Here is a 14,826-nt window from a genome sequence, read left to right as displayed (position 1 = left end):
ATTAAAGAGCAAATGGCCTCCGACCAATCCCCCTCGTCCACACCTTCACTTAAGTCGACTGAAGCCCCACAGGCCAATGGATATGTAAAAGAGGATGAACTCTATTTTGAACCGGCGGAGGTTCTTAGAGAACTTAACGCGATGGATGATGGTGGCGAACGTCCTAGTGTTCTGCCTAGCAAGTTGCCAATTAGCCGAATCATTCTGAAGACCGTTTTGTTTCAGCCTAGGGAGATTAATGAGCGACACATTCAGGAACTCAGACGTTCCATCAAAGCCCATGGCGCACTCGACCCCATAACCGTAATCAATGTCGGTGGAACAAATATCCTAATTGATGGACACCATCGCATTGCCGCATATGTGGAATCTAAAGTCACAGCGGCTGTGCCAGTGAATTACTTTAAAGGGACACTGGAAGAAGCTGTCCTGGAGTCAGGCAAGGCAAACAGCAAGGCTAAGCTGCCAATGACGTCGTCCGAACGTCAAGAGTATGCATGGCGTTTGGTGTTACTTGGAGCGACGTATTCCAAGAAAAACATCAGAGAAGCTTCTGGGGTTTCAGATGGCCAAGTCGCCAACATGCGTAGGGTGAAAAGGCAGTTGGGTGACGCCGCATTTCAGGCGAGGAACTGGTGGGCCGCTTGGATAGCGCACAAAGGCCAGACTGACGATTTTACTGGAATCGACGATGATTGGATTGAAGCACAAGCGAACGAATACGCTGATCGATTGTCCAAGGAATTCGGAACTAAACTCGCTAATAACACTACTATCGCAGCACGGGCGTTGGAGATCCACTTTGGTCGGCGGATCGGTGAACTAGCATTCGAACTACAAGATTACTTGTCAGATGAAGATCCCTTTCTCTTTGATAAAGAAGACACTGGCGATCCCGATTTCTAGTCTGACCTATGCACTCCTTGAGTAGTGCATAATGCATAGGCAAATTAGGCAGCTGTTTGCCACGCACTAAACCTTGATCGCCGAAATACAGAGACGCTATCCGGTACCGTCTCTGTATGGCTACACAAGGCGCACTGAGCGACAACTCAACATTAGGTACATCGGGGTCGAGCAGGAGAGACAGCCGCTCCAACGACTCCTAGGTGGCTCCTGAGAGTCATTCAATTAGACGCCCCTCTAGGAGACCAACCACCACTGGCCAAAGCCCAACCCTCAATGTTCAACGCCATTACAAGATATTGATCTTCAGGCTCATCCATCCCTGTGTATCTGTTTTTGATTAGTAGCTAACTCAAAGCTCGTACTGGGGCATTTTGGAGAGTTCTCTGAACTGCGCTTTCGGGGTATTCCCCCCATACGCTTCTCCCTCGGTGCGTGGTGCATGACCTTGTATGTAATCGCGGATACGGGGGTCCATGCCAACCTCAAGCGCGACAGTCTTAAAGCGGTGTCGCCACCCGTGGCTTGGCTGTACGGAAGGGTCAGTTACAACCGTACGAATGAACTCGCGGAGTCGGTTCTTTGCGGTTCGCCAACGTCCCCTCGTGTCTTCACCACCCGCCTTCGAGAAGAACAGGTGACCCTCTGCAGCACACTGGACAAACTTTGGAAACCCCAGCTCAATCAAATGAGTGTGCATGACGACCTTTCTTGGCTTCTTATTCTTAACCCGCCCTGCCTCGGGAGTGATAAGCAAAACCCAATGACCATCGTCTTCGGTCACATCTTCTCGTCGCAGCTGCACCATCTCACCAACCCGAGCGCCCGTGTACGCGCACAACCACGGCACCCACTTCTTTGCAGCGTAAATGTGATCAGACTCCCTCCCCTGCACAAGGTTCCATGACGCCGAGAGTAGTGCCTTAGCCTCTGCATCCGTAAACCCATTGGTGTCACGGAGTTGTACCTTCTGCCCCACAATCACTGAGACCCCTGAAGCAGGATTTATCTGCAATTTCTTATTGGCTACTGCCCACTTAAAGACACTCTTAAGTGCCGCGAGATCGCTATCCTTGATCGTCCTCGGAGAAATCCGATTGCCAGTCTTCGGATTAACTTCCGAAAGCCGATGGTCTTTGTAAGCAATTACATCTTCTGTCGTTACTCCTACTGCATCATCAGAGCCAAGGAACACTGAGAACTTTCTAAAGGTATTCCTGTAGCTCTCATATGTGGATACCGACCGGCCAGCCCGTTCCGCCTCAGCCCACCAGCCATCAACAAGGGAAGCTAAAGTGATGTGGCTAGATACACCCAGTGTTGACCTTCTAGAACTGAGATCTGTGCCTGTAGGCGTCCAATTTGGAAATCTATCTGCCTCTGGATCTGGCCTGTAATCCCCCGAAGCTTGCCGCTCGATCGCCTCTGAGGCTTGGACTATTGCCTTATCGGTCTCTTCGAGAAGGCGCTTCCTTGTGTCTGCATCGACCCGCAAGCCTTGGCTGAGAAGAACGTCATCAACAATCTGACCAAACCATTCCTCAAGCATGTCCGTCTCCCGAGCCTCTGCGTGAAGTCGGAGCACTTCCTCCCAAATACCAACCTCACCGGGTTCACCGTCGAGCAACTCAATAAGGTCCCGGTAGATAATCCCAGCGAGGGCGACAATCTGCTTGTGTGTTAGTGAGACCGCTTGTGATCGAAGCGCCTTCCATTGTATCGCAACCTCTGCAGCTTTCTCCGCATGAAGTTCACGCGCTGCGACGGGATCTTTCGTTCCGAGAGAAATCTTCTCCTCCCAGCGATTTCCCAACAGAGGTCGAAGCTCTTTCGGAATAGCCTTCCGGAAGTAATAGACACCCGTCTTCGTATGTTTCCATGGACGCGACATTGCCAACACCATATGTACCCCCTGTCTGTACCACTAGGGGAGGCGTAAGGCTATGAATTTAAAGAAGTTATTTCTCTCCAAGGACTTAGGGAGAAAATGGTGCCCAGGGGCGGATTTGAACCACCGACACCCGCATTTTCAGTGCGATGCTCTACCAACTGAGCTACCTGGGCACCGTATCGCGCGAACGCGAAGACAGGCGCTTATAGAAGATATGCCGGGGCCTGTCCAGCGCCCCGAAGACGGAATTTTCCACTTGATGAAAGACTTTATTCGTCTTCGTCGAAGCCGGCTTCGGCATCGCCGGGGGCTTCGTTCGTCGGCAGGCGATAATCCCCGCCCAGCCAGCGGCCCAGATCGAGATCGGCGCAGCGTTTGGAGCAGAACGGCCGCATTTCCGCCGTCGCCGGTTTGGCGCAGATCGGGCACTTGGCCCCCCTGAGCGGGATTACCTTGGCGGTCTTGGGATTTTCCGGATCGGCATTCATCTGGGGGTTTCAACCTCTGTCACTTCCATCCCGGCGCCGGGCACCGGTTCAAGACGAATAACAAATCCCAGCTTCTGTTCAAGGTTTTTACGGATTTCCAGAAGCGGCCCTTCAAGACAGGCGCACACCGCCGGGGATGCGCGAAGCACCGCGCCGCTGCCGCCCCGGCGTTCGATCCGGGCCAGCGCATCGAGTGCCGCGCTCTCCGGTGTCCGTGATTGCGTTCGTGCCAGCAGCACATCCCCCAATGACGGCCCCCTGCTCTGACGTACGATATCGACAAGGCCGAACCGGCTGAAAGTCCCGGCGCGGGGGTTCTCCGGATCGCCCCTGAAGGCCTTCCCCAGTGTCTCCAGCACACGCTTCTGGCTGGCTTCCTCGCGCATCTTCAGAAAATCGACGGCAATCAGGCCGCCGATACCGCGCAAGCGCAACGCGTGCGCCAACGCCGTTGCGGCCTCCAGATTGGTTTCCAGCACCAGACGTTCCGGATTCCCGCCAGCCGTCCGCCCGGCATTGACATCGACCGCCGTCATCGCCGGGGTTTCGGTAATAATCAGGCTTCCCCCGGACGGAAGCGCTACGAACGGCGATAACGCAGCCTCGAAGGCTTCCTCAAGACCAGCCGCCTCGAACGCGGGCATGCCGCCGGGGCATAGAGACGGTGACGGCAACGACGCATCCAGGGCACCCAGAATATGCGCCTGCAGGCGCAGCAATGTATCCGTATCGTCGGTAATGATTTCGCGTGTCTGCGTCCCCGCGAACTGATTGATCATGCGTTCGGCGAGGCCGGGCGCCGGCTGCAGGACCGCCGGTGCCTTGAGGGTTTTGAGTTGCTCTTGCATGTCATGCCAGCGGTTCTGCAGCGTCGAGAATGCGGCCAGAATATCCGTATCCGTCATGTCTTCGGCAGCGGTCCGCACAACCAGCCCGACGGCACTGAAGTCCTGACCGTCAAACAGTCCCTTCAGGCGTGCGCGCACGTCATCATCGGAAATACGGCCGGAAAGCCCGAGACCGGGCTTGCCCGGTGTCAGCACCAGCGCCGCACCGACGATATCGACAACGCTCGATAGCGCCGGCCCCTTGCCTTCCGCCGCATCGCGGCTGACCTGAACCGGAATTGCCGCCCCTTCGACGATCGCCGCCCCGGTGCAGGCGGCAGCGCCCTGCTTGAGGTTGAGAAACCCGTCCACGCCGATGCCGATATCGACAAAAGCCGCGCCGATTTCACGGCGCACGGCCTGAACACGGCCCAGATAAATGCCCCCGACCAGACTGCGGCCCGTTTCGCGTTCGATACGAAAGGCGACCGGCCGTCCGGTGTCGTCAAGTGCGGCGGCCCGGACTTCGCCCGGTCGGGTTTCGATAACGATACGTCCAGCCCCGCTCACGGGGCACGCCTGCCATAGCCGAGACCGGCGAGCACACCGGAAACTTCGCTGAGCGGCAAGCCGACGACGTTGCTGTAGGATCCGTTGATCCAGGGAATGAAGGCCGCCGCCCGGCCCTGAATGGCATAGCCGCCGGCCTTGCCGTCCCATTCGCCCGTGGCGACGTAGGCGCGAATGTCGTCCTTGTCGAGACGGCGGAAACGAACTTGTGTAACGACGCTCCTGATGACGCTTTTTCCGCCCGGGGCAACGACGGCGAAACCGCCGATGACCCGGTGCCGCCGGCCCGACAGACGTTCCAGAAAACGGCCGGCCTCGTCGGCATCGGCGGGTTTTTCCAGGACGCGGTGACCGAGCGCGACCACGGTATCGGCGGCAAGGACGAAATCGTCAGGATGCTGAGCGGCAATGACAGCCGCCTTGGCAGCGGCGAGACGCTCGGCAAGCTGGCGCGGGCGCTCGCGTGGCAGCGGCGCCTCATCGATGTCAGCGGGCGCGACGAGGTCAGGTGTAATGCCGATCTGTGCCAGAAGCTCAAGGCGGCGCGGCGATGCGGACGCAAGGATGAGCCGGGCACTCATAAAAAACTCGGATTCAAAAAAGGTGCGTCATCATGGACGCCTCAATTACTTGAAACGGAAAGTGATCCGACCCTTGGTCAGGTCGTAAGGCGTCATTTCAACGTTGACGCGGTCGCCGGCGAGCACACGGATACGGTGCTTGCGCATTTTGCCCGCCGTGTGGGCGAGAATTTCATGCTCATTATCGAGTTTCACGCGGAACATTGCGTTCGGAAGCAGTTCCATCACGGTTCCCGTGAACTCTAGGAGGTCTTCTTTAGCCATACTTTTCCATGCCTGATGTCAAAATCGAGCAGACCATGCCCATATCGTCGCGATTGGTCAAGTTTTCAATAAAACCACCCATTTACAGCCGGGAAAAACCGCCGCTACGACAATTCGCGACAAATCTGGTATTTCTCTTTGTTCTGCGTCTGGTATGTTGCGCTGCAGCATCGGAGCAGCCGACATGATACAGTTAGAACATATGAAATCCCGCCTGAAATATGGCGTTTTAGTCCTGACCTTCGTCGCGATCCCCCTCGCCGGCGCCCTGGCTCAGGAAAAGCCCGCCCAGAGCGGCCCCAGCGTTGTCGTCATCGAAGCGGCCGAACGCGAAGTAACGCCCGTCTTTCAATATCCGGGGCGCGCCGAAGCGATCGAGACCGTTGATCTCCGTGCCCGCGTCGAAGGATTCCTTGAACAGAGAAACTTTCGCGAAGGTGCTGATGTCGCCAAGGGCGACCTGCTGTTCATCATCGAGCAGGAACCTTACAAAATCGTCGTCGAGCAGCGCCGTGCCGAACTGGCCGCCGCCGAGGCCACCGAAAAGAACGCCCAAGCTGATTTCAAACGCAAGAAGTCCCTGATTAGGCGTAACGATGTATCCCAGGCTATGCTGGATGAATCCGAAGCGGCGCTTGCCTCGGCCCGGGCCGAAGTCCTGCATGCCCAGGCCTCTCTCAGAGCGGCAAGCCTTGATCTCAATTACACCGAAATCCGTAGCCCGATCGATGGCCGGATCAGCCGTGCGACCTACAGCGTCGGCAATCTGGTCAATCCATCGAGTGAACCGTTGGCCACGGTTACCCGCTATAATCCCATATACGTTACCATCAAGGTCAGCGAGGAACAGTTGATCAGTGCACGCAAACGCGGCATCGACCTCGATAACCCACCGGTAGCGCCGTCGCTGCTATTGTCCGATGGCTCCAGTTTTTCCTATGAAGGACGGTTCGAGTATCTGGCCGCCAAGGTCGACGAAGGCACCGACACTATTACAGCGCGCGCCGAATTCCCGAACCCGGATAAACTTCTGCTGCCCGGCCAGTTCGTCTCCGTACTGGTGCGCCAGAAAGCCGTCGAACGCGCCATCGCCATCCCGCAGGTGGCCGTGCAACAGGATGCGACCGGTTATTTCGTACTTGTCGTCGATCGCGAGGACAGGGTTGAGATGCGCCGCATCTCCGTCGGACCCCAAATTGAAAGTGAATGGATCGTCAGTGATGGTCTTGCCACCGGCGAACGTGTGATCGTCCAGGGCATCCAGAAAGCCGGCGTAGGCACAAAAGTTGTCCCAACACTTCGCGCAGAGAGTGGAAAGGGATCCTGATCCGTGCTCTCTGACTTTTTCATCAGCCGCCCGCGGTTTGCGTTCGTCATCTCCATCATCATCACGCTGACCGGCGCCATTGCCCTCGGCGCCCTTCCGATTGCCGAATACCCGAACATCACGCCACCACAGGTCAAAGTGACCGCCAGCTATTCCGGTGCGAATGCGGAAGTCGTCAAGCAAAGCGTCGCCATCCCCATTGAAGAACAGGTCAACGGCGTCGACGACATGCTGTACATGTCATCGTCGAGCGGCAACGACGGCAGCTATGAACTGACTGTCACGTTTGCCGTCGGCACCGATCCCGATATAGCCGCGGTCAACGTACAGAACCGCGTCGCCATTGCCACACCACGGCTACCGTCCGATGTAACACGTTCAGGAGTCGTCACAAAAAAACAGTCATCGAACATGCTGCTGGTGGTGAATGTCGTGTCCCCGGACCAGAGCCGGGATGCAATTTTTCTCAGCAACTATGCATCGATAAACATCGAAGGCGCGTTATCGCGCCTGAGCGGTGTCGGTAGCGTCTCGCAGTTCGGCGCCCTCGACTACGGCATGCGGGTTTGGATGGATCCCGAGCGCATGACCGCGCTCGGCATAACCACGACCGATGTTGCGCAGGCCATTGACGAGCAGAATATTCTCGCCACCGCCGGCTCTCTCGGTGCGCCCCCGTTCGCCGGCGCCCCGCAATTCCAACTTTCAATTCAGGCCAAGGGCCGTCTCGAGACGGTCGAGGAATTCGGCGGCATCATCATCCGCGCAAACACGGACGGCTCTTTCGTCAGGCTTCGCGATATCGCGCGGATCGAACTCGGCGCCAAAAGCTATGCCTCAAGCGCCAGGCTGAACAATGCGCCGGCCACGGCCATTGCGGTTTACCTGTCACCGGGGGCAAATGCCCTGGATGTTGCCGATGCCGTCTATGCGGAACTCGAAGTGCTGACCAAGCGCTTTCCGCCAGGTGTGGAAACCAAGATCATCTATGACACCACGCGTGCCGTCAGGGCTTCTATTAAAGAAGTGGTGACGACGATGTTCATCACTTTTGTTCTGGTCGTCCTCGTAACATTTCTGTTTCTGGCCGACTGGCGCGCAACGCTTGTGCCGACCCTGGCTATACCTGTGTCCCTGATCGGCACGCTCGCGGTGCTTTACGTTGCCGGCTTCTCGATCAACATGATCACACTCTTCGCCTTTATCCTGGCCATCGGCGTCGTCGTCGACGACAGCATCGTCGTTGTCGAGAACGTGCAGCGGATCATGGACGAACAAGACCAGAATGCCGTTGATGCGACCCGCAAGGCCATGCACGAGATCACCGGCCCCGTCATTGCGACGACGCTGGTCCTTCTCGCCGTCTTCGTGCCGGTGGCCTTTATGCCGGGTGTTACAGGGCAACTCTATCGCCAGTTTGCGCTGACCATCTGTGTCGCGGTCTCGTTCTCGTCGTTAAACGCCCTGACCCTGGCCCCGGCCGTCTGCGCAATCCTTTTCAAGAAGGGTGCCGGTGTGCCGAAAGGCCCGCTCAAGTGGTTTGCTGCCATGGTCGGTGCAGGACGCAACAGCTATGTCAGGATCGTTGGCGTCATGGCGCGGCGCCTGCTGCTTTCGCTGGCTGTTTTTGCGATCTTCGGTGGTGCCACCTTTATGATGTTCAAAACCGCACCAACGGGGTTCTTGCCGACGGAAGACAAAGGCGTGCTGTTCTCGAACATTCAGCTTCCCGACGGGGCGTCGCTGACACGAACCAACGAAGTGGTCACCAACGTCGTCGACATGATGCTCAAGACCGAGGGCGTGCAGGACGTTATTTCCGTCACCGGTTTCAGCATCATTTCCGGGGCCGCGTCGAATGCGGCGCTGGTTATCCCGATCCTGAAGCCATGGGACGAACGGCGGGGACCGGGTCTTAAGTGGTATGAGATCTTGCAGAAGATCAACGCAAAGCTCGCCGGAATATCGAGCGCCAACGCCTTCGCGTTTCCGCTGCCGCCGATCATGGGCCTCGGCACGTCGGGCGGCATCGAGGCTGAATTGCAGGACCTGCAGGACCGCTCGCCCCAGGAAATGGCCGCCGCCGTTCGGAGCCTTGTCGTGCATGCCAATCAAAGCCCGGCATTCGCGCGGACTTTTTCGACGTTCTCGGCCAACGTGCCGCAGCTGTTTCTGGATGTAGACCGTGACAAGGCGCAGGTGCTCGGTGTGCCGCTGGATCATATTTTCTCGACCCTGCAGGCCAATTTCGGCTCCAGCTACATCAACGACTTCAACCTTTATGGGAAGATCTATCAGGTCCGCATACAGGCGGAATCGCAATATCGCTCGAAGATCGAGGACATCAACCGGCTATATGTGCGTAACAGTGCCGGCGACATGGTACCGCTTCGCGCACTGGTCAGCATCAAGCCGATCCTGGGGCCGATCAGCATCAAGCGCTATAACCAGTATCAGAGCGCCAACATCAACGCGACACCGGCAACCGGCTTTTCAACCGGACAAGCCATCCCCGCGATGGAAAAACTGGCCGCCGAAGCCTTGCCTCCGGGCTATGCCCTCAGCTGGACCGGGACCGCCCTGCAGGAACAACAGGCCGGCGCGCTCGTCGTCGCGATCTTCAGCCTTGCCGTGGTCTTTGCCTATCTGTTCCTCGTCGCACAGTACGAAAGCTGGACAATCCCGATCTCGGTGATCCTGTCCGTCACCATTGCCGCTTTCGGTGCGCTGGTGCCGATCAGCCTGCTTCCGTTCCTGAACTTCAATCTCTATGCACAGATCGGCATGGTGATGCTGATAGGTCTTGCCGCGAAAAGCGCCATCCTGATCGTCGAGTTCGCCAAAGTCCGGCGTGAAGACGGGTTGAGCATTTACGATGCCGCCATGGAAGCGGCCCGGCTCCGGTTCCGCGCCGTTATGATGACGGCAATGTCGTTTATTCTGGGCGTCTCGCCCCTTATCGTCGCCTCCGGTGCCGGGGCGGCGAGCCGGGTGTCTGTCGGATTTGTCGTTTTCGGTGGCATGGTCGCAGCGACATTCATCGGCATCTTCTTCATTCCGCCGTTATACGTCTTCATTCAGTCGTTGCGTGAGAAAGTCCGGCCGCAGAAATCCGGAGCCGCTTAGGCGCTCTGAAAATGCGTCAGGTATCCATGGCCGTCTGCAGCGGGAAGCGGTCCTTAATCCGCTGCATCAACTGATCTCGAACATCGCGGTATGCCTGCAACACCACTTCACGGTCCTCGCTCTCAATCAGCGACGGATCCATGGTGTTCCAGAATTCAACGTCGCACGCCATGACCCGGGTCAGTTCGATCGCCCGATGCTGCGCTTCCGGTGACAGTGTGATGACGATATCGAAATAATCGTCTTCCAGATCATCGAACGTTTTTGCGTGATGACGCGACAGGTCGATGCCGATTTCATCCATCACCGCGACCGCAAAGCCGTCGATGTCTTTCGAGCGCACCCCGGCGGAATCGACAAAGACCCGATGGCCATGCAGAAATTTCATAATCGCCTCTGCCATCGGCGAGCGCACAGAATTCATCGTGCAGGCGAATAGTACGGCGGAAGGCAGATCGCTCATCGGCGCCTCATGCACGGATGTGCAGCACGCAGACCAGCGTGAACAAGCGGCGCGCGGTATTATCGTCGATCTCAACCTTATCGGACAAACGTTCTTTGAGGATCGTCGCACCTTCGTTGTGCAAGCCGCGCCGCCCCATATCAATGGCTTCGATCTGCGAGGGAGAGGATCGCTTGATGGCCTCGAAATAGCTGTCACAAATCATGAAATAGTCTTTGACGATGCGCCGGAAGGCGCCGATCGGCAGGCTGAAGCGGTCGAGCTTCTTGTCGGCAATATCGCGGACATCAAAAACCAGCCGGTTATCCTCTATCAACAGGATCACGTTATACGGACCCTTGGGCAGACCGGCCGGATCAAAACTGTTGGATTCCAGAAGATCGAAGATCGCAACCTTGCGCTCATGATCTACCTGCGGGCTCAGCCGGACAACGGAACGTTCGTCGAGATAGATATTGGCGATGCACTGAGTTTCACTCATGCCGCCATCCTATTCCGATGCGATGTTCAGTCGGATAGATACGGAAAGCGCATGTGCGCCCAGCCCTTCAGCATCGGCAAGCCGTTTTGCCGCGGGGCCGATCTTGCGCAGCCCTGCCGCATCGCAGCGGATCATCGACGTGCGCTTCATAAAGTCGAGAACACCGAGCCCGCTGGAAAATCTGGCTGAACGTGCCGTCGGCAAAACGTGGTTCGGCCCGGCAACATAATCGCCGATCGCTTCCGGTGCGTGACGGCCGAGGAACATAGCGCCCGCGTTGCGGATACCCGCAGCCAGCGCATCGGCATTGTCGGCGGCGATTTCCAGGTGTTCAGGGGCAAGCCGGTCAACCAGCGGCAATGACGCCTGCAGGCTTTGGCACAGGATCACCGCACCGAAATTGTTCCAGCTTTCACGGGCGATTTCCGTGCGCGGCAGTGTCTTCAGATGACTCTCGACGGCCTCAATGACGGCGTCGGCAAATGCCGCATCGTCGGTGATCAGGATCGCCTGCGCGGCAGTATCGTGTTCGGCCTGGCTCAACAGATCGGCGGCAATCCATGACGGATCGTTCTGACCATCCGCCAAAACCAGAATTTCCGACGGTCCGGCGATCATGTCGATACCGACGGTGCCGAAAACTTCGCGCTTCGCCGCCGCCACGAAGGCATTCCCCGGACCGACGATCTTGTCGACTGCTTCAATCGTCTCGGTGCCATAAGCCAGTGCGCCGACAGCCTGCGCCCCGCCAATACGGTAAATTTCGTCGACACCGGCCAGGTCGGCCGCCGCCATGACCAGCGGATTGATAACACCATCCGGTGTCGGCACGACCATGACGAGGCGCGGCACGCCCGCAACCTTGGCCGGGACGGCATTCATCAATACGGATGACGGATAAGCTGCGGTCCCACCCGGCACATAAAGCCCGGCGGCGCCGACTGATGTCCATCGATACCCCAACCCGACGCCGTCATCGTCGATAAAGTCCAGGTCATCGGGGCGCTGACGTTCGTGAAAGGCAACGATCCGTTCATAAGCGACGTTCAGCGCTTTCAAGGTCTCGCTATCGCACTGCTTCTTGCATTCGGCGACTTCCGACGGCGTGATCCGCATGGATTCCAGCGTCAACGGATAGCGGTCGAACTTCGTCGTGTAATCAACCAGCGCCTGATCGCCGCGGGCACGGACATCGGCAAGGATCGCCTTCACCACGTCAATGACGTCGGCTTCGGTTTCGCGTTTTACAGACAAAAACGCCTTGAACCGTGCTTCGAAATCCCCGCTCCGTTGATCAAGCCGCAACGGCATCGGTGGCCTCCTGGAAGCGTTCGACCCAGGCGCTGATTTCATCGGCGCGGGTTTTCCATGCCGCCCGGTTGACGCAAAGCCGGGATGTGATTTCGCAGATCGTCTCGACCTCGACCAGGCCATTGGCCTTGAGCGTCGCACCGGTCGATACCAGGTCGACGATACGGCGGCACAACCCGAGCGGCGGCGCCAGTTCCATGGCACCATTCAGCTTAATGCATTCCGCCTGCACGCCGCGCGCGGCAAAATACTGCCGGGTCAGCGCCGGATACTTGGTGGCGACACGGACCGATGACCATGTCCTGGGATCGTCCTCGCCGGCCAGATCGACGGGTTCCGCCACCGACAAACGGCAGTGGCCGACATTCAGGTCGAGCGGCGCATAGATCTCCGGATAGTCGAATTCCATCAGGACATCGTTACCGCAAACGCCCAGTTGCGCCGCGCCGAAAGCGACGAAAGTCGCAACGTCGAAGGAACGGACACGGATAATGTCGATTTCGGGCCGGTTGGTCTCGAATCGGAGCTGCCGCGCATCCTTGTCATCGAAAGCGGGTTCCGGTTCGATCCCGGCTGCACGCACCAGCGGCATCACTTCCTTGAGGATGCGCCCCTTTGGCAGCGCCAGGACGATTTTTTCGTTTGCCGTCACGATCTTGTCCTTTTTACAGGTGCCATGCCTTCAGGCTGGCAAAAGCGAGCCTTACTTAGAGGTTTTTGCCCCGTATTGCCAGTGGATTACCTATGATTTGGCTGCGAAGAAGCTGTTTAAGCCTGGAACTACAGTTGTCGCCGCCGGCAAGAACAGGTTTTTATTCGGGCATCCGCTCGATATCGGCGCCGCAGGCAGCCAATTTCTGCTCAATCCGCTCATATCCCCGGTCCAGATGGTAGACCCGGTTCACATCCGTCACCCCTTCGGCCGCAAGTCCTGCCAGCACCAGCGACACGGATGCGCGCAGATCGGTAGCCATCACCGGTGCACCGGAAAGCTTCGGCACCCCCCTGACGATCGCCGAAGAGCCGTGAACATTGATGTCTGCGCCCATCCGCAACAGCTCGGGGACATGCATAAAGCGGTTCTCGAAGATCGATTCCGTAATCATCGATGCCCCTTCGGCAAGGCTCAGCAGCGCCATGAATTGTGCCTGCATATCGGTCGGAAAGCCGGGATAAGGCTCCGTCATCACATCGACACCGCGAATTCGGCCGTTTTGGCGGGTGACACGGATGCCATCCTCGCTTTCCACGACCTCGACGCCGGCACGCATCAGCAATCCAAAGACCGCTTCGTTACTGGCCATTTCCGCATGCCGAAGCAAAACATTGCCGCCGGTAATTGCGGCGGCGACGGCATAGGTCCCTGTCTCGATCCGGTCCGGCACGACGGAATAGCGCGCACTGCCCAATTCCTCGACCCCGGTCACATGCAGGGTATCGCTGCCGATCCCGGTGATATTTGCCCCCATGGCCTGCAGACAACGCGCCAGGTCCGTCACTTCCGGCTCGCGCGCCGCATTGGCAATCACGGTTTCACCGTCGGCCAGCACCGCCGCCATCAGAATGTTCTCGGTGCCGCCCACGGTAATGGACGGAAACAGAATATGCGTGCCCTTAAGGCGACCATTCACATGAGCATTAATATAACCGCCGCTCAGTTCGATCTTCGCCCCCATCTGCTCAAGGGCTTTAAGGTGCAGATCGACAGGCCGTGTGCCGATGGCGCAACCGCCCGGCAGGCTGACACGGGCTTTGCCGAAACGGGCCAGCAAAGGCCCCAGCACCAGCACGGATGCGCGCATCTTGCGCACAATGTCATACGGTGCCGTGGTTTCGGTGATGTTATCGCCAACCATGGATATAGCGCGTCTTTCCGCATCCATCTCGGTTTGCACGCCCAGCTCGGCGAGAAGCAGGGCCATTGCACGTATGTCGGCAACGATCGGCAGGTTTTCGAGCACCAGCGTTCCCGGCGTCAAAATCGAAGACGCCAGCAAAGGCAACGCCGCGTTCTTGGCACCGCCGATTTCAATCTCCCCATTCAGCGGCCGCCCGCCGGTGATACGAATGCGATCCATATGTTCCTCAAATCATCCCGTACAGTTTGTATCGGCCAGTTTGTATCGGCTTGTAGGCGACCCGCCCCGCCGGTGCAAGTAAGAGCCAGTATAAAGTCAGGTATGCAGGTCGGATATGGCGCGAATATGACGTGGATAGCTATTTTTCAGGCTTTTCCCGGGCCTTTAACTGCTGTTTTCTCTTTTTCAGGTTTTCCCGCAGAGCCCGGGCAGCACGGACACGCCGGTCTTCCTTGCCGCCCGACTTGGGTGAAGGCCTGTCCGTATTTCCGGGGGGTTCAGATTTCGTCATTCAACGTTGTCTCCGGCCTTGCCTCTATCGAAACCCTGTGGCATGTTCCGCCGCACTTCAGGGGCTGCCGTGGCTCAGGGGTAGAGCACCCCCTTGGTAAGGGGGAGGTCGAGAGTTCGAATCTCTCCGGCAGCACCATTCCATTATTCCTTTCCTGCCAGCCTGTCCATCGCTGCCGGTTTCGTGCAGACGTTCCGTCTATTACGGAATACATCGATTTC

General features: G+C 57.7%; 13 protein-coding genes and 2 tRNA genes. 4 read left to right on the top strand and 11 right to left on the bottom strand.

Annotation, left to right across the window (positions count from 1 at the left end; genetic code table 11):
* Positions 1–12: 12 nt before the first annotated feature.
* On the top strand, positions 13–906 hold the full coding sequence (locus tag L2D14_06485) for a ParB/RepB/Spo0J family partition protein (protein ID WNK01066.1): 894 nt from the start codon (positions 13–15) through the stop codon (positions 904–906).
* A gap of 352 nt (positions 907–1,258) precedes the next feature.
* On the opposite strand, the gene L2D14_06480 is transcribed toward L2D14_06485, so the two are convergent.
* From L2D14_06480 to infA, 6 genes are all read right to left on the bottom strand, one after another.
* The gene (locus L2D14_06480; GenBank protein WNK01065.1) at positions 1,259–2,809 is read right to left on the bottom strand and encodes a tyrosine-type recombinase/integrase; all 1,551 of its coding nucleotides are present in this window, start codon (positions 2,807–2,809) and stop codon (positions 1,259–1,261) included.
* Positions 2,810–2,894: 85 nt separating this feature from the next.
* Positions 2,895–2,970: transfer RNA gene (locus L2D14_06475), tRNA-Phe, on the bottom strand.
* A gap of 96 nt (positions 2,971–3,066) precedes the next feature.
* Positions 3,067–3,246, bottom strand: coding sequence for a DNA gyrase inhibitor YacG (gene yacG, locus L2D14_06470; protein ID WNK01657.1), 180 nt, complete (start codon positions 3,244–3,246; stop codon positions 3,067–3,069).
* Positions 3,247–3,281: 35 nt separating this feature from the next.
* The gene (locus L2D14_06465; GenBank protein ID WNK01064.1) at positions 3,282–4,682 is read right to left on the bottom strand and encodes a ribonuclease E/G; all 1,401 of its coding nucleotides are present in this window, start codon (positions 4,680–4,682) and stop codon (positions 3,282–3,284) included.
* On the bottom strand, positions 4,679–5,263 hold the full coding sequence (locus L2D14_06460) for a Maf family protein (protein ID WNK01063.1): 585 nt from the start codon (positions 5,261–5,263) through the stop codon (positions 4,679–4,681). The genes L2D14_06465 and L2D14_06460 overlap by 4 nt, the downstream gene beginning before the upstream one ends.
* 45 nt (positions 5,264–5,308) lie before the next feature.
* Entirely contained in the window at positions 5,309–5,527 is a 219-nt protein-coding gene (gene infA, locus L2D14_06455) for a translation initiation factor IF-1 (GenBank protein ID WNK01062.1), read from the bottom strand.
* Between the two features lie 184 nt (positions 5,528–5,711).
* Here infA and L2D14_06450 point away from each other — a divergent pair, with 184 nt between their 5' ends.
* Both L2D14_06450 and L2D14_06445 read left to right on the top strand, forming a co-directional pair.
* Positions 5,712–6,854 (top strand): efflux RND transporter periplasmic adaptor subunit, encoded by a 1,143-nt coding sequence (locus tag L2D14_06450; GenBank protein WNK01061.1) that lies wholly within the window; start codon positions 5,712–5,714, stop codon positions 6,852–6,854.
* Between the two features lie 3 nt (positions 6,855–6,857).
* Positions 6,858–9,980, top strand: a complete 3,123-nt coding sequence (locus tag L2D14_06445; protein WNK01060.1) for a multidrug efflux RND transporter permease subunit — start codon at positions 6,858–6,860, stop codon at positions 9,978–9,980.
* Positions 9,981–9,996: 16 nt separating this feature from the next.
* Here L2D14_06445 and L2D14_06440 read toward each other — a convergent pair whose 3' ends face one another.
* The 5 genes from L2D14_06440 to murA form a co-directional block, all read right to left on the bottom strand.
* The gene (locus tag L2D14_06440; GenBank protein WNK01059.1) at positions 9,997–10,443 is read right to left on the bottom strand and encodes an arsenate reductase ArsC; all 447 of its coding nucleotides are present in this window, start codon (positions 10,441–10,443) and stop codon (positions 9,997–9,999) included.
* A gap of 7 nt (positions 10,444–10,450) precedes the next feature.
* On the bottom strand, positions 10,451–10,924 hold the full coding sequence (locus L2D14_06435) for a UPF0262 family protein (protein WNK01058.1): 474 nt from the start codon (positions 10,922–10,924) through the stop codon (positions 10,451–10,453).
* A 9-nt stretch (positions 10,925–10,933) separates the two neighbouring features.
* Complete coding sequence (gene hisD / locus L2D14_06430) at positions 10,934–12,235, bottom strand: histidinol dehydrogenase (protein ID WNK01057.1); 1,302 nt, start codon at positions 12,233–12,235, stop codon at positions 10,934–10,936.
* A complete protein-coding gene (gene hisG, locus L2D14_06425) occupies positions 12,219–12,887 on the bottom strand; it encodes an ATP phosphoribosyltransferase (GenBank protein WNK01056.1) in 669 nt (222 codons plus the stop codon). The genes hisD and hisG overlap by 17 nt, the downstream gene beginning before the upstream one ends.
* Before the next feature lie 160 nt (positions 12,888–13,047).
* On the bottom strand, positions 13,048–14,313 hold the full coding sequence (gene murA / locus L2D14_06420) for a UDP-N-acetylglucosamine 1-carboxyvinyltransferase (GenBank protein WNK01055.1): 1,266 nt from the start codon (positions 14,311–14,313) through the stop codon (positions 13,048–13,050).
* A 355-nt stretch (positions 14,314–14,668) separates the two neighbouring features.
* Between murA and L2D14_06415 the strand changes: the two genes are divergently transcribed.
* Positions 14,669–14,743 (top strand) — tRNA-Thr (locus tag L2D14_06415).
* The last annotated feature ends 83 nt before the right edge of the window (positions 14,744–14,826 follow it).

It is taken from the genome of Thalassospiraceae bacterium LMO-JJ14, from assembly GCA_021555105.2.
GTDB lineage: Bacteria > Pseudomonadota > Alphaproteobacteria > Rhodospirillales > Casp-alpha2 > UBA4479.
Note: the sequence above shows the minus strand (reverse complement) of the source record. Positions and strands in the feature narration are given on the sequence as shown.